The following is a 17,789-nucleotide window of genomic DNA, read 5'->3' on the forward strand; positions in this document are numbered from 1 at the left end:
CAAAAGGTCTTGCTTGAAGCGGTGGCGAGGAGCTCGTGCCCGGTGAATGCGGTGTCTCTTGTGGAAACCGTCATGCCGGGCGGCGGGAGCACGCTCCCTCGCCACACAGGTGTTGCTTAAATCAATGTTTCGATCCGCAGCGAATTGGTCGACCCCGGCTGCCCGAACGGCACACCCGCGGTGATCAGCAACGTATCGCCACGCTCGGCCATTCCTTGAGCCTGAGCGATTTCCAGCGCGGTCGAGCACACCTCATCCACCTGACGCAGGCGATCATTGACCACCGAATGAATGCCCCACGCCACGCTCAACCGGCGGGCGGTCTGCAGGTTCGGCGTCAGGTTGAGGATCGGCGCTTTCGGCCGCTCCCGCGCTGCACGCAGACTCGATGCGCCGGACTCGCTGTAATTGACCAGCACCGCCACCGGCAGCACGTTGCTGATCCGGCGGATCGCGCAGCTGATTGCATCGGACACGGTCGCTTCGGCTTTCGGCCGGCTGACGTCGAGTTGGGTCTGGTAGTCCGGACCGTTTTCCACCTGGCGGATGATCTTGCTCATCATCTGCACGGCTTCCAGCGGATACTCGCCGGATGCGGTTTCGGCCGACAGCATCACCGCATCGGCGCCTTCGGCTACGGCGTTGGCGACGTCGGTGACTTCAGCGCGGGTCGGCGCCGGCGAGAAGCGCATCGACTCGAGCATCTGCGTCGCCACCACCACCGGTTTGCCGAGCTGGCGGCACGTGGTGATGATGTTTTTCTGGATCTGCGGCACGCTCTCGGCCGGCACTTCCACGCCCAGGTCGCCGCGAGCCACCATGATCGCGTCGCTCAGTTCGGCGATCTCGCGCAGTTGCTCGACGGCCGACGGCTTCTCGATTTTCGCCATCAGGAACGCCTTGTCGCCGATCAGTTCGCGGGCCTCGATGATGTCTTGCGGGCGCTGCACGAACGACAGCGCGACCCAGTCCACACCCAGCTCCAGACCGAAGCTCAGGTCGCGACGATCCTTGGTGGTCAACGGGCTCAGGTCGAGCACCGCTTGCGGCACGTTCACGCCTTTGCGGTCCGACAGTTCGCCGCCGTTGAGCACGGTGGTGTCGATCGCGTCGGAGTATTTGGTCACGACTCGCAAGCGCAGTTTGCCGTCATCGAGCAGCAGATCCATCCCGGCTTCCAGCGCGGCGATGATCTCCGGATGCGGCAGGTTAACCCGGCGTTCGTCGCCCGGCGTTGCGTCCAGGTCGAGGCGGAAGGCCTGACCGCGATGCAACTGAACCTTGCCGTCAGCGAACTTGCCGACCCGCAGTTTCGGGCCTTGCAGGTCCATCAGGATCCCGAGCGGGTAGTTGAGCTGGCGCTCGACTTCGCGGATCCACTGATAGCGCTTGGCGTGGTCGGCGTGATCGCCGTGGCTGAAGTTGAGGCGGAAGATATTGACCCCGGCCTCGACCAGCTCGCGGATGTCTTCGATGCCGTCGACGGCAGGCCCGAGGGTGGCGAGGATTTTGACCTTTTTATCAGGCGTCATGATTTAGAGCTCTCGAGGATCAGGATGGCGCGGAAGTCGTTGACGTTGGTGCGGGTCGGCTCGGTGACGATCAGCGCATCGAGCGCCTTGAAGTAGCCGTAGCCGTTGTTGTTATCCAGCTCGTCGCTGGCGCTCAGGCCCAGGGCGGCGGCGCGGGCGTAGCTGTCCGGGGTCATGATCGCGCCGGCGTTGTCTTCCGAGCCGTCGATGCCGTCGGTGTCACCGGCCAGCGCATAAACGCCGGGCTGGCCCTTGAGGCTGTCGGTGAGGCTGAGGAGGAATTCGGCGTTGCGGCCGCCACGGCCATTGCCGCGCACGGTCACCGTGGTTTCACCGCCGGAGAGAATCACGCACGGCGCTGCCAGCGGCTGGCCGTGATGAATGATCTGGCGCGCGATGCCGGCGTGGACTTTCGCCACTTCGCGGGATTCGCCTTCCAGGTCGCCGAGGATCAGCGTGCTGAAACCGGCCTGACGGCATTTCACTGCCGCGGCATCCAGCGATTGCTGAGGGCGGGCGATCAACTGGAAGTGACTGCGGGCCAGGCTCGGATCACCGGGTTTGACGGTTTCCGATTCCGGGCTCTGCAGCCAGCTGCGCACGGAGGCCGGAATCTCGATGCCGTAGCGCTTGATGATCGCCAGCGCTTCGGCGCTGGTGCTCGGGTCGGCCACGGTCGGGCCGGAGGCGATGACCGTGGCGAGGTCGCCCGGTACATCGGAAATCGCGTAGGTATAAACAGTCGCCGGCCAGCAGGCCTTGCCCAGGCGTCCGCCCTTGATCGCCGAGAGGTGCTTGCGCACACAGTTCATCTCGCCGATGGTCGCGCCGGATTTGAGCAGGGCCTTGTTGATCGACTGCTTGTCGGCCAGGGTGATGCCTTCGGCCGGCAGCGCCAGCAGGGCAGAGCCGCCGCCGGACAACAGGAAGATCACGCGGTCGTCTTCGGTCAGGTTGCTGACCAGTTCCAGCACGCGTTTGGCCACGGCCAGACCGGCAGCATCCGGCACCGGGTGCGCGGCTTCGACCACTTCGATTTTTTCGCACGGGGCGCCGTGACCGTAGCGGGTCACCACAAGGCCCGAGACTTCACCTTCCCAGCAGCGCTCGACCACTTGCGCCATGGCAGCGGCAGCCTTGCCGGCGCCGATGACGATCACGCGACCTGTGCGATCGGCCGGCAGATGCGCTTCGAGGACCTGGTTCGGATGGGCCGCGTCGATGGCTGTGGCAAACAGCTCGCGCAGCAGTTGTTGCGGATCGACCGACATGGCGGGCTCCCATTCTTATTGTTCTTGGTTAGTGCGGGTGATCGTTCCCACGCTCTGCGTGGGAATGCCTCAATGGACGCTCTGCGTCCGCTTCGGCAGGGACGCGGAGCGTCCCGGGCTGCATTCCCACGCAGACGGTTCGACGCCTCGACGTGGGAACGAGCGACGGGGCAGGGCTTACTTCTTGTCGCGAATCGAGAAGTTGGCCATGTGTTCCAGGCCCTTGATCAGCGCCGAGTGGTCCCAGTTGCTGCCACCGATGGCCGCGCAGGTGCTGAACACTTGCTGGGCGTTGGCGGTGTTCGGCAGGTTGATGTTCAGCTCCTTGGCGCCTTGCAGGGCCAGGTTCAGGTCCTTCTGGTGCAGGCTGATGCGGAAGCCCGGATCGAAGGTGCCCTTGATCATGCGCTCGCCGTGCACTTCGAGGATCTTCGAGGAGGCGAAACCGCCCATCAGCGCTTCACGCACCTTGGCCGGATCGGCACCGTTTTTCGAAGCGAACAGCAGGGCTTCGGCGACAGCCTGAATGTTCAGGGCAACGATGATCTGGTTCGCCACCTTGGCGGTCTGACCGTCGCCATTGCCACCAACCAGGGTGATGTTCTTGCCCATGGCCTGGAACAGCGGCAGTGCGCGTTCGAAGGCATCGGCATCGCCACCGACCATGATGCTCAGGGTCGCGGCCTTGGCACCGACTTCACCACCGGACACCGGGGCGTCGAGGTATTGCGCGCCTTTCTCGTTGATCTTCGCAGCGAAAGCCTTGGTGGCGGTCGGCGAGATCGAGCTCATGTCGATCACGACCTTGCCTTTGCCGATGCCGGCAGCGACGCCGTCGGCGCGGAACAGCACGTCATCGACCTGCGGGGTATCCGGCACCATGACGATGATGAATTCGGCTTCTTGAGCCACGTCACGCGGGTTGGCCAGAGCGACGGCGCCAGCGGCGACCAGGTCGGCAGGGGCGGCGTCGTGGTGCGCCGACAGGAACAGGCTGTGACCGGCTTTCTGCAGGTTCGCCGCCATTGGGTGGCCCATGATGCCGGTGCCGATGAATCCGATTTTAGCCATGAGAAAATCCTCTTGTTTTTGTCTTGCTCAAGCAAATAGGGGTCAGATCGCGTTGTGGCTCTTCAGCCAGCCGAGGCCCGCTTCAGTGGTGGTCAGCGGTTTGTACTCGCAGCCGACCCAGCCCTGATAACCGATGCGATCGAGGTGTTCGAACAGGAAGCGGTAGTTGATCTCGCCGGTGCCCGGCTCGTTGCGGCCCGGGTTGTCGGCCAGCTGCACATGGTTGATCTCGGCCAGGTGCGATTGCAGGGTGCGGGCCAGATCGCCTTCCATGATTTGCATGTGATAGATGTCGTATTGCAGGAACAGGTTGGCGCTGCCGACCTGCTCGCGAATCGACAGGGCCTGCGCCGTGTTGTTCAGGTAGAAGCCCGGGATGTCGCGGGTGTTGATCGCTTCCATCACCAGTTTGATGCCCACGGCTTGCAGCTTGTCGGCGGCGTACTTGAGGTTGGCGACGAAGGTCTTTTCAACGGTGGCATCGTCCACGCCCTGCGGACGGATACCGGCCAGGCAGTTGACCTGGGTGTTGCCCAGAACCTGTGCGTAAGCGATGGCCAGATCGACCCCGGCGCGGAACTCTTCGACCCGGTCCGGCAGGCACGCGATACCGCGCTCGCCCTTGGCCCAGTCACCGGCCGGCAGGTTGAACAGCACTTGGGTCAGACCGTTGGCGTCGAGTTTGGCCTTGATTTCGGCAGAGCTGAAATCGTACGGGAACAGGTACTCGACACCGCTGAAGCCAGCCTTGGCGGCGGCGTCGAAACGGGCAAGGAAATCCTGTTCGGTGAACAGCATGGACAGGTTGGCTGCGAAACGCGGCATGGTGGTCTCCTAAAACAGTTTTGACACGGTTGGTCAGACTGAACGCGATCAAGTCCCCTCTCCCGGAGGGAGAGGGAGCCGGTTACGTTCAGTCGAGCAACGAAATCGCCGTAGGCGCATCGTTGCCGACCAGCGCCAGGTCTTCGAATTCGTTGACGGCGTTGATCTCGGTCCCCATGGAGATGTTGGTCACACGCTCCAGAATGATCTCGACGATCACCGGCACCTTGAACTCTTCGATCAGCTCTTCGGCCTTGCGCAGGGCAGGGGCGATGTCAGCCGGTTCGAACACACGCAGCGCTTTACAGCCAAGGCCTTCGGCGACTGCGACGTGGTCGACACCATAACCGTTGAGTTCCGGCGCGTTCAGGTTATCGAAGGACAGCTGCACGCAGTAGTCCATATCGAACCCTCTCTGGGCCTGACGGATCAGCCCCAGGTACGAGTTGTTCACCACGACGTGGATGTACGGCAGTTTGAACTGAGCGCCGACCGCCAGCTCTTCGATCATGAACTGGAAGTCATAGTCCCCCGACAGGGCCACGACTTTACGGTTCGGATCGGCCTTCACCACGCCCAGCGCTGCCGGAATGGTCCAGCCCAACGGGCCGGCCTGGCCGCAGTTGATCCAGTGACGCGGCTTGTAGACGTGCAGGAACTGCGCGCCGGCAATCTGCGACAGACCAATGGTGCTGACGTAGCAGGTGTCCTTGCCGAACACCTGGTTCATTTCTTCGTAAACGCGCTGCGGCTTGACCGGCACGTTGTCGAAGTGGGTCTTGCGATGCAGGCTGGCCTTGCGCTGCTGGCAGTCCTGCAGCCAGGCAGAACGGTTTTTCAGCTTGCCGGCGGCTTGCCATTCACGGGCGACTTCGATGAACACGGTCAGCGCGGCTGCGGCGTCGGAAACGATGCCCAGGTCCGGGGTGAACACGCGGCCGATCTGGGTCGGTTCGATGTCGATGTGAATGAACTTGCGGCCTTCGGTGTAAACGTCGACCGAACCGGTGTGACGGTTGGCCCAGCGGTTGCCGACGCCCAGTACCACGTCGGATTTCAGCATCGTGGCGTTGCCGTAGCGGTGCGAAGTCTGCAGACCGACCATGCCGACCATCAGCGGGTGATCGTCAGGAATGGTGCCCCAGCCCATCAGGGTCGGGATTACTGGAATGCCGGTCAGCTCGGCGAACTCGACCAGCAGTTCGCTGGCGTCGGCGTTGATGATGCCGCCGCCGGCGACCAGCAATGGACGTTCGGCCTGGTCCAGCATCGCCAGGGCTTTTTCGACTTGCACGCGTGTGGCGCTCGGCTTGGCCAGCGGCAGTGGCTGGTAGGCGTCGATGTCGAATTCGATTTCAGCCATCTGCACATCGAACGGCAGGTCGATCAGCACCGGGCCTGGACGGCCGGAGCGCATTTCGTAGAAGGCTTTCTGGAAGGCGTAAGGCACCTGGCCCGGCTCCAGAACGGTGGTCGCCCACTTGGTCACCGGCTTGACGATGCTGGTGATGTCGACGGCCTGGAAGTCTTCCTTGTGCATACGGGCGCGGGGGGCTTGCCCGGTGATGCAGAGGATCGGGATCGAGTCCGCGGAGGCGCTGTACAGACCGGTGACCATGTCGGTACCGGCCGGGCCGGAAGTACCGATGCACACGCCGATGTTGCCGGCCTTGGTGCGGGTGTAGCCCTCGGCCATGTGCGAGGCGCCTTCAACGTGGCGAGCGAGGACGTGATCGATGCCACCGACTTTCTGCAGGGCGGAGTACAGCGGATTGATTGCAGCGCCTGGAATGCCAAAAGCGGTATCAACCCCTTCACGGCGCATCACCAGAACGGCGGCTTCGATTGCTCTCATTTTGCTCATGGTTTTGTGCCTCTTTACGTTTTGTAATTGTATACAAGTGGCTTTGCGCAGAGTGTATTCACGGCGGACGGCGCAGGTCAATCCATTTTCTCAAGCGCCTGTTTCATTCGTCGGAAGCCCGTTCTGCTGTGGCTTTTCGTCGCATGAGGCGCTTTTCGAGAATTATTGTATACAAAAAAATAATTCATTGTGTTCTATTTGTTGCATCGGGCTGCGGCAGAAAAGCGCAGCCCAACGACTTTCCCAATAACAAAATGAGGACGGCACCATGAGCGCTTTAACCTTGAAAGTCGCAGTCAAGCTGGTCAACGAAGCCATCAATGCAGGGCGGGCCATCTCCGCCGCGCCGCTGACCATCGCGGTACTGGATACCGGCGGCCATCTGGTCACCTTGCAACGCGAAGACGGCGCCAGCCTGCTGCGCCCGAACATCGCCATCGGCAAAGCCTGGGGCGCCATCGCGCTGGGCAAGGGCTCACGCCTGCTGGCGCTGGACGCGCAACAACGCCCGGCGTTCATCGCCGCACTTAACAGCATGGGGCAGGGCAGCGTCGTGCCGGCACCGGGTGGTGTGCTGATTCGTGATCAGGCGGGGAACGTGCTGGGTGCGATCGGCATCAGCGGCGATCTGTCGGATATCGATGAGCAGGTGGCAATCAAGGCCGTGGAGGCCCTGGACCTGCGGGCGGATGCGGGGGTGGCTGCGTGATTTGCGGCGTTTGATCGAAAGTCATCGCTGGCAAGCCAGCTCCCACACATTGTGCGTTGCATTCAAACTCTGCGAACGGCACCAAACCCTGTGGGAGCTGGCTTGCCAGCGATGGCGGCCTGACTGACACATCAAGAAAAAAGACTTACCCAGTCAAACAGCACACTGAGGTCTAGCCTTCTGATGAGCTCATCATGAAGGGGCAACGGATTGCCTGATCTTCCTGCTTCGCATCGGCTGCGAACCGGTCGCTATGCCGAGCCGAATCAAATCTATTTACTGACTTCAAACACTCTTGATCGAGAACCGATCTTTGCCGATTTCGCGTTGGGCAGACTGGTTGTTCATCAACTTCGTCGCGCACAGGACCACGGAATGGCGAAATCGTTGGCGTGGGTTGTGATGCCCGATCATTTTCACTGGCTGGTCGAGCTGGAAAATTGCTCTCTCCGCAAACTGATGCGCGAGACCAAATCCCTGATTGCGCGAGAGGTGAATCTGCACAGTGGCAGACATGGGCCGTTATGGCAGCAGGGTTACCATGACCGGGCGTTGAGGCGGGAAGATGACTTGGTGAAAATGGCACGGTATGTAGTGGCCAACCCTTTGCGCGCTGGGCTGGTGGGTAAAATCGGCGACTATCCGCTGTGGGATGCAGTTTGGCTTTAGCAACTTTGAACCGAGTTGCCTTCATCGCTGGCAAGCCAGCTCCCACAGGGGATTTGTGTTGTTTGCTAAATCTGAATTCAGCACAGAAACCTGTGGGGGCCCCGGTGCGACGATTCGACTTGCTCGAGATAGTCGCACCGCGAATTTTCAGTCCGGCTCGCAGCCCTTGAGCACCAACCGGATGATGGTTTGTGCTGCCGCTTCATAGTCGGCTTCGTCGAGCTTGTCCTTGCCGGTGACGGCGGAGATCTGCCAGTCGAAGTCGGCGTAGGTCTGGGTTGCGGCCCAGATGCTGAACATCAGGTGGTTGGGGTCGATCGGGGCGATCTGGCCGCGGTCGATCCAGGTCTGGATGCAGTCGATGTTGTGCTTGGCCTGGCCGTTGAGCTGCTCGACCAGGTCGGCGCTCAGGTGCGGGGCGCCGTGCATGATTTCGCTGGCGAACACCTTGGAGGCGAAAGGCAGGTCGCGGGAGATGCGAATCTTCGAGCGGATGTAGCCGCTCAGCACTTCGCTCGGTACGCCGTCCGGGTTGAACGGGGTCGAGGCCTGCAGGATCGGCACGATGATACTTTCCAGCACCTCGCGGTAGAGGTTTTCCTTGGACTTGAAGTAGTAATAGACGTTGGGCTTGGGCAGTCCTGCCTTGGCGGCGATGTCGCTGGTTTTGGTGGCAGCGAAGCCCTTGTCGGCAAACTCTTCACTGGCTGCACGCAGGATCAGTTCTTTGTTGCGCTCGCGGATTGTGCTCATAAACCCGGTGGTTCCTTGCCTGTTCTGGCGGTTGCGCATGGTAGCACCGGCCTCGCGCGGCGCTCAACAATGCCCCGTGTGGCCTGCAGTCGCGGTATGCTGCGCGGCATTATTCACATAAGGAAACAAGATTCATGGCAGGAAGCAGTTTGCTGGTGCTGATCGACGACATCGCCACCGTTCTGGACGACGTTGCGTTGATGACCAAAATGGCTGCCAAGAAGACCGCCGGCGTGCTCGGCGACGACTTGGCGCTCAACGCCCAGCAGGTCTCCGGCGTACGCGCGGAGCGGGAAATTCCCGTCGTTTGGGCGGTGGCCAAGGGCTCGTTCGTCAACAAACTGATTCTGGTGCCGTCGGCGCTGGCGATCAGTGCGTTCGTGCCGTGGCTGGTGACGCCGCTGCTGATGGTCGGTGGCGCCTACCTGTGTTTCGAGGGTTTCGAAAAGCTCGCGCACAAGTTCCTGCACAGCAAGGCCGAAGACGAGGCCGAGCATGCGCAACTGGTCGAGGCCGTGGCTGATCCGGCAACCGATCTGGTGGCGTACGAGAAGGACAAGATCAAAGGCGCGATCCGCACCGACTTCATCCTCTCGGCGGAAATCATCGCCATCACCCTCGGCACCGTGGCCGATGCTTCGCTGACCCAGCAAGTGATCGTGATGTCGGGCATCGCCATTGTCATGACCGTGGGCGTTTACGGCCTGGTGGCCGGTATCGTCAAACTCGATGACCTCGGTCTGTGGCTGACTCAGAAGCCCGGCCAGATGGCCAAAAGTATCGGCAACGGCATCCTGCGCGCCGCGCCCTACATGATGAAAAGCCTGTCGGTAATCGGCACCGCAGCGATGTTCCTGGTCGGTGGCGGCATCCTGACCCACGGCGTGCCGGTGGTGCATCACTGGATCGAAAGCGTCGGCGCAGCGGCCGGTGGCGCCGGGTTTGTGGTGCCGATGCTGTTGAACGGCGTGGCGGGGATCATCGCGGGTGCGGTGGTGCTGGCGGGCGTGTCCGTGATCGGCAAAGTCTGGAAAGCGCTGAAGGGTTGAATCCTGAGGCAAACAAAAAGGCCATTCGACTCGCATCGAATGGCCTTTTTTGTGGCCGGCGTTTTTACTCGGCGATCTGCAACTTACGCGACTCGGTGTAGACGTAGCGCACCTTCTCGTACTCGAACGGTGAGTTCAGCTGACCGTAGCGGAAGCTGGTCTGGTAACGCTTGTCGATGCCACGCAGTACCCACACTTCCGGATGGTTGGAGCTGACTTCCGAGACGTTGAGGAAGTTGATCGCGGACTCGGCGGTGTAGTCCACGGCCAGACCTGCAGTATCACGCAGATTCGACGGGCCGAGGATCGGCAGCACGAAGTAGGCGCCGCCCGGTACGCCGTAGAAGCCCAAGGTCTGGCCGAAGTCTTCGTTCTGACGCGGCAGGCCCATGGCGGTGGCCGGATCCCAGAGCCCGGCGATGCCGATGGTGGTGTTGAGCAGCAGGCGCGCGGTGGTTTCCATCGAGCGCTTGCCCTTGAACTGCAACAGGCTGTTGACCAGGTTCGGCACGTCGCCAATGTTGTTGAAGAAGTTGCTCACGCCGGTGCGCACGAAGCTCGGAGTGATGTAGCGATAGCCATCGACCACCGGCAGGAACACCCATTGGTCAAAGCGGTAGTTGAAGTGGTAGACGCGGCGGTTCCACTCTTCCAGCGGGTCGTAGACGTTCAGCGCGTTGAGGGTCGAGCGCTCGAACTCGCGCTGATCCAGCCCCGGGTTGAACTTGAGTTTGGACAGCGGCTCCTTGAAGCCGTCGCTGTCGATGACCACCGGTGCATTGGCTTTGCTGTTGTCGGCCTGGGCCATACCTGCACTGAGGAGCGCTGCAATCAGCAGGAGATATTTAGCCACGGAAGAACTCCAGCATGGCGTCGCTGTTGACGCGGTAGTTAAGGTTGCCGCAATGGCCGCCCAGCGGGTAAACGGTCAGGCGATCGCCGAAGGTGCGGCGCAGGAAACCGAGGTCGCCCGGGCCGAGGATCACGTCGTCGGCGTTGTGCATGACGGCGATTTTCGGGCTGTCGTGCAGGTAATCCTTCAATGCGTACAGGCTCACCTGATCGATCAGTTGCAGCAGGCTGCCGCCGTCGGTGCGGGCGCGCCACATCGGGATTACCTGTTCGGTGAGGTAGCAGTCGAAGTCGCATTGCAGCGCACGCTTGAGGAACGGCGTGAGGCTGGTGCCTTCGGTGATCGGGAATTTCGGCGGGGTGATCAGGCCGCGACGGTTGATCAGGTCCGAAGTGAACGCGATATCGGCCGCCGAGAAGCGGAACGAAGTGCCGATCAGCATCGCCATCTGCTCGTTGCTCAGGTGCTGCTTGGACTGCTGGAAGTCGTAGAGCAGCGCATCGTTGAGGTCGATGTAACCCTTCTGCTGGAAGTAACGGGTCAGTTTGCTCAGCACCAGTTCATAGAACGTGGTGCTGTTGTTGATGCCCTTGACCTCGGTCTGCACCAGCTTGTCGAGGTTGGTGATCGAGGTGTAGAGGTTGACCGGCGGATTGAGCAGCAGGACTTTCTTGAAGTTGAAGCTGCGCCGGGTTTCATCCAGGTGGGCAACGAACGCCGCGTCCAGCGCGCCGAGGCTGTAGCCGCTTAGGTAATAGTCGGTGACCGGCAGTTTCGGGTTCTGCGCCCGCACGGCCTGCATCACCCGGTACATGTCTTCGGCATCTTCCTTGGTCACGCCGGGGGTGGCGAAACGCGAGGCGGCGCTCATGAAGTCGAAGCTGGTCGGCGAAGACAGCTGCACCACGTGGTAGCCGGCCTTGTAATAAAGCTTCTTCAGGTATTCGTTGAGCGTGCTGTCGTAGCGCGCGCCGGTGCCGGCGATCAGGAAGATCAGCGGCGCGGCCTTGTCCTGGGTGGCGATGCGGTAGGTGAGTTTTTTCACCGGCCAGAAATTGTCCGGCAGGATGAATTCGCGCTCGGGGCGCAGGGTGACGCTGCGATCGGTCTGATCGATGTCGTCGTCCAGTGGCAGTTCAGGGCGCAAGTCCGGCGGCGTGGTGGCGATGGTCGCCTCGAACGGATTGGTCAGGGGATAGCCATAGCTGGCGGCGTCGATATCCACCGCCAGCGCGGACGCACTCAGAATAAGGCCGCCAAACAGGGCGGCGAAGCGCAAGGAACGGAGCATGACTAGATCCCTTAGAGGAAGGTGCCGAATGAGGTTCGCAGGCTATGACCACCGGCTTTGCGCCAAAGTGCCATGCCACGGCACCAAACTGACGGAATTCGGAGTAATAGTAGCCGGACGATACACTTTGCAAGGAAGGAATGACCAGTTAAGAGTTGTTAGTCCTTGCGTATACGCGGCGGCAGATTAAGCTGGCCGCCGATTTCATCGATTGGAGTGTTCCATGTCCCGCCGCTTGCCCGTGATTCTGCTGCTCGTTCTGTTGCCGTTGTGGCTGGCCGCCAGTTATGGCGCGCGTTATGGCTTCATGGAAGATGCGCAGTGGGTGGGCATCTGCGTGGATGAGGCGAGCCGCTGGGAATGCTCGGTGCGCTCGAACCTGGGCCTGATGATTCATTTCCAGATGCTGGGCTGGGCGGCGGTCGCGGCTGCGGTGATCGGTTTTGTCGTGCCGGGACGGGCAGGGTGGTGGCTGGCGGTGCTGGCGCTGGTGTTCGGGTTGCCGGCGCTGGCGCTGTACAACACGACGCTGGCGGTGTTTGCGGTGGTGATTGCCGGGTTGCGACTGGTGCGGGAATCGCGCGACGCCAAGTAGTCATGCATCGCGGGCTCGCCCGCGATGCAATGCTTTCAGATGCTGAAGGTCAGCCCTTGCGAACCCGCAGGCAGCGCCAAAGTGCAGCCACCATCAACACGCTGACCAGCGCCCAACCCCACGCCTGCTGATTCTGCAATCCTTCACGGAACAGCTGCGGCGCAATGCCTGCGCCGATGATGAAGGTCAGCAGGGCAATCTCTCGACGGGCCACTCGCACTGGACGGCACAGGTAAAACAGCGCCGGCAGGATGAGCGCCACGCTCGGGAAGCTGCGATAGCGCGGATCGAACACCAACTCCAGCATCATCACCGCAGCGGCAAAACCGGCTGCTGCCACCAGCCAGCCGGCCCGTCGCTCGAAAGCTTTGAACGCCTGTTTACGCCAGCCACTGCGGGCGCTCAAGGTCAGCGCGGCATGGGCCAGCACCAACAGATTCAGAGCCGTCAGCAACCCGACCCACAGCCATTCGCTGGCAAATCGCGTGGTCACCCGGGCCAGATCACCCCAGGCACCAATCGAACAGGCGGCGAGGGCGCCGAGCAGCGGCAGGATCAGTGCCGAACGCGTTGTACGAACCCGACCGCCCAGCAGCAATGTTCCGAGGAAAATCAGCCCGCCGATGGTCAGCCACTGCGACCAGTACGGCACGTTCGACACCGGCCCGGCCAACACGCCCTTGTCCTGGCGATTCGCATCGAACAGCCCCCAGTAACCGCCGACCGCGCCTTCGCTGCCGCGCTTCCACGGCTGGTCGAACGCTTCGATCAGGTTGTAACGCCAGCCTTCCTGTTCGGCGAGGGTGACAAAACCACGAATGAACTTGGCCTCGTTGACCCGGCTCGGCAGCGCGGTCTCACGCTGGCGGCCTTCGCTCGGCCAGCCGGTTTCGCCAATCATCACGTCTTTTGGGGCGAACTTGTTGCCGAACACCTGACGCACTTCGGCCACATGATGCAGGGCCGCGTCGATGTTCGATGGATCGTCTTCCCAGTACGGCAGCAAGTGAATGGTCAGGAAATCTACCGCCGGCGCGACTTCCGGGTGCTTGAGCCAGAATTCCCAGACATCGGCGTAGGTCACCGGCTGCTTGATGTGGCTCTTGACCTTGTTGATCAGCTTCACCAACTGGGTCGCGGTGACCTCTTTGCGCAGCAAGGCCTCGTTGCCGACGATTACGGCGCTGACCACGTCCGGGTTGGCGTTGGCCGAGGCAATCAGCAGATCGACTTCCTTCTCGGTGTCCACCGGATTGCTGTTGACCCACGCGCCGATCATCAACTTCAAACCGTGCTTGCGCGCCAGATCCGGCAGCGCTTCGAGGCCCGTCATCGAGTAGGTACGGATGCATTCGAAACGGGTGGCGAGCAGGGCGAGGTCGGCGTCCATGCGCTCCGGGCGCAGTTTGAACGGCACGTCGAACGGCGACTGGTCCTTGTCGAACGGGGTGTAGGAGGCGCATTGCAGCTTGTGGCTCGGGGTGGCGACGTCCGGCAGGATCACCGGTTTACCGAGGCCGTACCAGAAGCCGCACAGGGCAAACAGCCCGAGCAGGCAGGCGAACACATAAGGAAGAAAGGGGAAGCGGGAAATCGCGGACATGGTCAGGCCGAGTGGCTGCAAAGCGACGCATGTTACCTGCATTTATAAGCAGGTTGGTGGCCCGCACGATTTTGACATGCAAAGTTCGGGCGGATTGTCTGGCGCCAAATATCCGGACGCAGTTAATGGCTTTCTGATGTCGTTTCTCGTTGCTTCGAGGTCGCTGGCAGAGCAGGTCTTAACGGGCGTCAGGTTGATGATCGGACTCATCAGTACTCCGCTGATGTTCGAACGAGTTCGCGAACGGGCGTGATGGGGGCGCCGAGCACCATAACAATACGTTGACGATGCCCGGCATCCGTCGGGCGCAGCATTTCGGGGAAGTAACGATGAAGATGCGACGACTTTTAGGCGCAGGTGCCGCTCTGGTGCTTGCGATGGGCTCCACTTTCGCCAGCGCTGAAAAACAGACCCTGAACATCGGTTACGTTGACGGCTGGTCCGACAGCGTCGCGACCACCCACGTGGCGGCCGAAGTGATCAAGCAGAAACTCGGCTACGACGTGAAACTGCAAGCCGTCGCCACCGGCATCATGTGGCAGGGCGTTGCCACCGGCAAACTCGACGCCATGCTCTCGGCCTGGCTGCCGGTGACTCACGGTGACTACTGGACCAAGAACAAGGATCAGGTCGTCGATTACGGCCCGAACTTCAAGGACGCGAAAATCGGTCTGATCGTGCCGGAGTACGTCAAGGCCAAGACCATCGAAGACCTGAAAACCGACGACTCCTTCAAGAAACGCATCGTCGGCATCGACGCCGGTTCAGGCGTGATGCTCAAGACCGATCAGGCGATCAAGGATTACGACCTGACCGGCTATCAACTCAAGGCCAGTTCCGGCGCCGGCATGATTGCCGAGCTGACCCGTGCCGAGAAGAAAAACGAATCCATCGCCGTCACCGGCTGGGTGCCGCACTGGATGTTCGCCAAGTGGAAACTGCGCTTCCTCGACGACCCGAAAGGCGTGTACGGCGCGGCTGAAACCGTGAACAGCATCGGCAGCAAGGAACTGGCGACCAAGGCGCCGGAAGTGGCCAAGTTCCTGAAGAACTTCCAGTGGGCTTCGAAAGACGAAATCGGCGAAGTCATGCTGGCGATTCAGGACGGTGCAAAACCTGACGCAGCGGCCAAGGATTGGGTTGCCAAACACCCGGAACGTGTTGCCGACTGGACCAAGTGATTTAAGCCGAAGCGTCTAATCTGCGCTTCCCGGGGCCGCCCGACATGACAGTCGGGCGGCCTTTTTTGTTTGCCCACTATTAATAAGCAGCGTTGGCCGTTTTCGGCTTGTCTGGAAATTGGCAAAAACGTCATGGCGTTCTACTACTAAGGTCGTCTGGAACCCGGCTCGCAGCCGCATACAGTGGATATGTTCCAAAAATAAAAATCTGTGCTGCGAGGATAAAAACAATGAACGACAGCATTTACCTCTCGATTCAGAACAGCCCGCGCTTCAAGGAGCTGGTCAAGAAAAGAGAAAGGTTCGCCTGGATACTCTCGGCGATCATGCTCGGGCTCTACTCCGGCTTCATCCTTCTGATCGCGTACGGGCCGCAAGTGCTCGGCACGAAAATCAGTCCTGAATCGTCCATCACCTGGGGCATCCCGATCGGTGTCGGACTGATTATCTCGGCCTTTATCCTGACCGGCATTTACGTGCGCCGCGCCAATGGCGAGTTCGACGACCTGAACAACGCGATTCTCAAGGAGGCTCAGCAATGATCCGGCGTCTACTGGCTCTTTTGAGCATCGCAGCGTTCGCTCCAGCCGTCTGGGCCGCTGACGCCCTGACCGGCGAAGTCCACAAACAACCGCTCAACGTTTCCGCGATCGTCATGTTCGTCGCGTTCGTTGGCGCGACCCTGTGCATCACTTACTGGGCGTCCAAGCGCAACAACTCGGCGGCCGATTACTATGCGGCGGGCGGCAAGATCACCGGTTTCCAGAACGGTCTGGCGATTGCCGGTGACTACATGTCGGCGGCGTCCTTCCTGGGTATTTCCGCGCTGGTGTTCACCTCCGGCTACGACGGCCTGATCTACTCGATCGGCTTCCTGGTGGGCTGGCCGATCATTCTGTTCCTGATCGCCGAGCGTCTGCGTAACCTGGGCAAATACACCTTTGCCGACGTGGCGTCCTACCGCCTCGGGCAAACCCAGATTCGCACCCTGTCTGCCTGCGGTTCGCTGGTGGTGGTGGCGTTCTACCTGATCGCGCAAATGGTCGGTGCCGGCAAGCTGATCCAGCTGCTGTTCGGTCTCGACTACCACGTTGCGGTGATTCTGGTCGGTATCCTGATGTGCATGTATGTGCTGTTCGGCGGCATGCTGGCGACCACCTGGGTGCAGATCATCAAGGCGGTGCTGTTGCTGTCCGGTGCCTCGTTCATGGCGCTGATGGTGATGAAGCACGTCAACTTCGACTTCAACACCCTGTTCTCCGAAGCCATCAAGGTTCACGCCAAGGGCGAAGCGATCATGAGCCCGGGCGGTCTGGTCAAAGATCCGATCTCGGCGTTCTCCCTGGGTCTGGCGCTGATGTTCGGTACCGCCGGCCTGCCGCACATCCTGATGCGCTTCTTCACCGTTAGCGACGCGAAAGAAGCCCGTAAGAGCGTGCTGTACGCGACCGGTTTCATTGGCTACTTCTACATCCTGACCTTCATCATCGGCTTCGGCGCGATCCTGCTGGTCAGCACCAACCCGGCCTTCAAAGATGCGGCGGGCGCTCTGCTCGGCGGCAACAACATGGCGGCGGTGCACCTGGCCAACGCCGTGGGCGGCAGCGTGTTCCTCGGCTTCATCTCGGCGGTGGCGTTCGCGACCATTCTGGCAGTAGTGGCCGGTCTGACTCTGGCCGGTGCTTCGGCGGTGTCTCACGACCTGTACGCCAGCGTGATCAAGAAGGGCAAGGCCAACGAGAAGGATGAGATCCGCGTTTCGAAGATCACCACCATCGCACTGGGCGTTCTGGCCATCGGCCTGGGCATCCTGTTCGAAAGCCAAAACATTGCGTTCATGGTGGGTCTGGCGTTCTCCATCGCGGCGAGCTGCAACTTCCCGGTGCTGCTGCTTTCGATGTACTGGAAGAAGCTGACCACCCGTGGCGCCATGATTGGCGGCTGGCTGGGTCTGGTGAGTGCGGTGGGTCTGATGATCCTTGGCCCGACCATCTGGGTGCAGATTCTGCATCATGAGAAGGCGATCTTCCCTTACGAGTATCCGGCGTTGTTCTCGATGATCATTGCGTTTATCGGGATCTGGTTCTTCTCCGTTACCGACAAGTCGGCGGCGGCTGAGAACGAGCGTGCGGCGTTCTTCCCGCAGTTTGTGCGTTCGCAGACTGGGTTGGGGGCTAGTGGGGCGGTTTCGCACTGAGGCTTTGTAAGTTGAGTTGAATGGAAAATGCCCTGGTCGAGAGATTGGGGCGTTTTTTTGTGGGCGGTTATCGGGCTTTCTTTGGGGTGGTTTTGGTTTGTGTGTATATCCGTTGCTGCGGTAACGGCTTCTTAGGGTTCCGCCCTTACGGCGGGTCACTTTTGGCAAACGCCCCAAAAGTAACCAAAAGGTCTCTAACCCTGACGTACGGCCCCTCGCTGAGGCTCGTGGTTCCTTCGCTCCGGGATCGATCCGGGGGCATCGCCTACGGTTTGCTTCGCTGCACCTCCTCTCGATGCATGCGGCTGCGCCGCACGGTCGCTGCG

The 17,789-nt window shown here is 61.0% G+C and carries 16 protein-coding genes; 7 read left to right on the forward strand and 9 right to left on the reverse strand.

Translation table 11 applies throughout. From position 1 onward, the window contains the following. Nucleotides 1-116: 116 nt before the first annotated feature. From pyk to gcl, 5 genes are all read right to left on the reverse strand, one after another. Nucleotides 117-1,532, reverse strand: a complete 1,416-nt coding sequence (gene pyk, locus C1X29_RS11545) for a pyruvate kinase (RefSeq protein ID WP_085710519.1) — start codon at nucleotides 1,530-1,532, stop codon at nucleotides 117-119. Further along, on the reverse strand, nucleotides 1,529-2,803 hold the full coding sequence (locus tag C1X29_RS11550; RefSeq protein WP_102717482.1) for a glycerate kinase: 1,275 nt from the start codon (nucleotides 2,801-2,803) through the stop codon (nucleotides 1,529-1,531). Before C1X29_RS11550 ends, pyk begins: the two co-directional genes overlap by 4 nt. Nucleotides 2,804-2,980: 177 nt before the next feature. Beyond that, complete coding sequence (locus C1X29_RS11555; RefSeq protein ID WP_039769769.1) at nucleotides 2,981-3,874, reverse strand: 2-hydroxy-3-oxopropionate reductase; 894 nt, start codon at nucleotides 3,872-3,874, stop codon at nucleotides 2,981-2,983. 42 nt (nucleotides 3,875-3,916) lie between these two features. Next, a complete protein-coding gene (gene hyi / locus C1X29_RS11560; RefSeq protein ID WP_096822135.1) occupies nucleotides 3,917-4,699 on the reverse strand; it encodes a hydroxypyruvate isomerase in 783 nt (260 codons plus the stop codon). A gap of 88 nt (nucleotides 4,700-4,787) precedes the next feature. Beyond that, nucleotides 4,788-6,563 carry a glyoxylate carboligase gene (gene gcl / locus C1X29_RS11565; protein ID WP_102717483.1) on the reverse strand — a complete coding sequence of 592 codons (1,776 nt, stop codon included), beginning with the start codon at nucleotides 6,561-6,563 and terminating at the stop codon, nucleotides 4,788-4,790. A 268-nt stretch (nucleotides 6,564-6,831) separates the two neighbouring features. Here gcl and C1X29_RS11570 point away from each other — a divergent pair, with 268 nt between their 5' ends. Next, a complete protein-coding gene (locus C1X29_RS11570) occupies nucleotides 6,832-7,272 on the forward strand; it encodes a heme-binding protein (protein WP_011333104.1) in 441 nt (146 codons plus the stop codon). Nucleotides 7,273-7,482: 210 nt separating this feature from the next. After that, nucleotides 7,483-7,941: a transposase gene (locus C1X29_RS11575; RefSeq protein ID WP_064384024.1), complete on the forward strand. Its 459-nt coding sequence runs from the start codon at nucleotides 7,483-7,485 to the stop codon at nucleotides 7,939-7,941. Nucleotides 7,942-8,088: 147 nt separating this feature from the next. Here C1X29_RS11575 and C1X29_RS11580 read toward each other — a convergent pair whose 3' ends face one another. Then, nucleotides 8,089-8,694, reverse strand: a complete 606-nt coding sequence (locus tag C1X29_RS11580) for a TetR/AcrR family transcriptional regulator (RefSeq protein WP_007959290.1) — start codon at nucleotides 8,692-8,694, stop codon at nucleotides 8,089-8,091. A 134-nt stretch (nucleotides 8,695-8,828) separates the two neighbouring features. Between C1X29_RS11580 and C1X29_RS11585 the strand changes: the two genes are divergently transcribed. Then, nucleotides 8,829-9,743 (forward strand): DUF808 domain-containing protein, encoded by a 915-nt coding sequence (locus C1X29_RS11585; RefSeq protein ID WP_007959291.1) that lies wholly within the window; start codon nucleotides 8,829-8,831, stop codon nucleotides 9,741-9,743. A gap of 64 nt (nucleotides 9,744-9,807) precedes the next feature. Here the strand turns inward: C1X29_RS11585 and C1X29_RS11590 are convergent, their stop codons facing one another. Together C1X29_RS11590 and C1X29_RS11595 are read right to left on the reverse strand one after the other, a co-directional pair. Continuing rightward, a complete protein-coding gene (locus tag C1X29_RS11590) occupies nucleotides 9,808-10,596 on the reverse strand; it encodes a VacJ family lipoprotein (protein WP_085747085.1) in 789 nt (262 codons plus the stop codon). Beyond that, nucleotides 10,589-11,887 carry a serine protein kinase PrkA gene (locus C1X29_RS11595; protein WP_007959293.1) on the reverse strand — a complete coding sequence of 433 codons (1,299 nt, stop codon included), beginning with the start codon at nucleotides 11,885-11,887 and terminating at the stop codon, nucleotides 10,589-10,591. Before C1X29_RS11595 ends, C1X29_RS11590 begins: the two co-directional genes overlap by 8 nt. A 223-nt stretch (nucleotides 11,888-12,110) precedes the next feature. On the opposite strand from C1X29_RS11595, the gene C1X29_RS11600 reads away from it, so the two are divergent. Next, nucleotides 12,111-12,482 carry a hypothetical protein gene (locus C1X29_RS11600; protein ID WP_102686061.1) on the forward strand — a complete coding sequence of 124 codons (372 nt, stop codon included), beginning with the start codon at nucleotides 12,111-12,113 and terminating at the stop codon, nucleotides 12,480-12,482. A gap of 49 nt (nucleotides 12,483-12,531) precedes the next feature. Here C1X29_RS11600 and C1X29_RS11605 read toward each other — a convergent pair whose 3' ends face one another. Next, nucleotides 12,532-14,127, reverse strand: a complete 1,596-nt coding sequence (locus tag C1X29_RS11605; RefSeq protein WP_102717484.1) for a beta (1-6) glucans synthase — start codon at nucleotides 14,125-14,127, stop codon at nucleotides 12,532-12,534. 287 nt (nucleotides 14,128-14,414) lie between these two features. Between C1X29_RS11605 and C1X29_RS11615 the strand changes: the two genes are divergently transcribed. The 3 genes from C1X29_RS11615 (at nucleotide 14,415) to C1X29_RS11625 (ending at nucleotide 17,463) form a co-directional block, all read left to right on the forward strand. Beyond that, entirely contained in the window at nucleotides 14,415-15,266 is an 852-nt protein-coding gene (locus C1X29_RS11615; protein WP_102717485.1) for a glycine betaine ABC transporter substrate-binding protein, read from the forward strand. Between the two features lie 230 nt (nucleotides 15,267-15,496). Then, nucleotides 15,497-15,808 (forward strand): DUF485 domain-containing protein, encoded by a 312-nt coding sequence (locus tag C1X29_RS11620; RefSeq protein WP_007959307.1) that lies wholly within the window; start codon nucleotides 15,497-15,499, stop codon nucleotides 15,806-15,808. Then, on the forward strand, nucleotides 15,805-17,463 hold the full coding sequence (locus C1X29_RS11625; RefSeq protein WP_064594474.1) for a cation acetate symporter: 1,659 nt from the start codon (nucleotides 15,805-15,807) through the stop codon (nucleotides 17,461-17,463). The genes C1X29_RS11620 and C1X29_RS11625 overlap by 4 nt, the downstream gene beginning before the upstream one ends. The last annotated feature ends 326 nt before the right edge of the window (nucleotides 17,464-17,789 follow it).

Source organism: Pseudomonas sp. GW456-12-10-14-LB2, assembly GCF_002884345.1.
GTDB classification, from domain to species: domain Bacteria; phylum Pseudomonadota; class Gammaproteobacteria; order Pseudomonadales; family Pseudomonadaceae; genus Aquipseudomonas; species Aquipseudomonas paraglycinae.

Excerpts from the sequence above, each read along its gene's own strand:
- gcl (WP_102717483.1), bottom strand. The coding sequence starts at position 6,563 with ATGAGCAAAATGAGAGCAATCGAAGCCGCCGTTCTGGTGATGCGCCGT.
- C1X29_RS11620 (WP_007959307.1), top strand. The coding sequence starts at position 15,497 with ATGAACGACAGCATTTACCTCTCGATTCAGAACAGCCCGCGCTTCAAG.
- C1X29_RS11585 (WP_007959291.1), top strand. The coding sequence starts at position 8,829 with ATGGCAGGAAGCAGTTTGCTGGTGCTGATCGACGACATCGCCACCGTT.
- C1X29_RS11570 (WP_011333104.1), top strand. The coding sequence starts at position 6,832 with ATGAGCGCTTTAACCTTGAAAGTCGCAGTCAAGCTGGTCAACGAAGCC.
- C1X29_RS11605 (WP_102717484.1), bottom strand. The coding sequence starts at position 14,127 with ATGCAGGTAACATGCGTCGCTTTGCAGCCACTCGGCCTGACCATGTCC.
- C1X29_RS11615 (WP_102717485.1), top strand. The coding sequence starts at position 14,415 with ATGAAGATGCGACGACTTTTAGGCGCAGGTGCCGCTCTGGTGCTTGCG.
- C1X29_RS11600 (WP_102686061.1), top strand. The coding sequence starts at position 12,111 with ATGTCCCGCCGCTTGCCCGTGATTCTGCTGCTCGTTCTGTTGCCGTTG.
- hyi (WP_096822135.1), bottom strand. The coding sequence starts at position 4,699 with ATGCCGCGTTTCGCAGCCAACCTGTCCATGCTGTTCACCGAACAGGAT.
- C1X29_RS11595 (WP_007959293.1), bottom strand. The coding sequence starts at position 11,887 with ATGCTCCGTTCCTTGCGCTTCGCCGCCCTGTTTGGCGGCCTTATTCTG.
- C1X29_RS11550 (WP_102717482.1), bottom strand. The coding sequence starts at position 2,803 with ATGTCGGTCGATCCGCAACAACTGCTGCGCGAGCTGTTTGCCACAGCC.
- C1X29_RS11555 (WP_039769769.1), bottom strand. The coding sequence starts at position 3,874 with ATGGCTAAAATCGGATTCATCGGCACCGGCATCATGGGCCACCCAATG.
- C1X29_RS11625 (WP_064594474.1), top strand. The coding sequence starts at position 15,805 with ATGATCCGGCGTCTACTGGCTCTTTTGAGCATCGCAGCGTTCGCTCCA.
- pyk (WP_085710519.1), bottom strand. The coding sequence starts at position 1,532 with ATGACGCCTGATAAAAAGGTCAAAATCCTCGCCACCCTCGGGCCTGCC.
- C1X29_RS11580 (WP_007959290.1), bottom strand. The coding sequence starts at position 8,694 with ATGAGCACAATCCGCGAGCGCAACAAAGAACTGATCCTGCGTGCAGCC.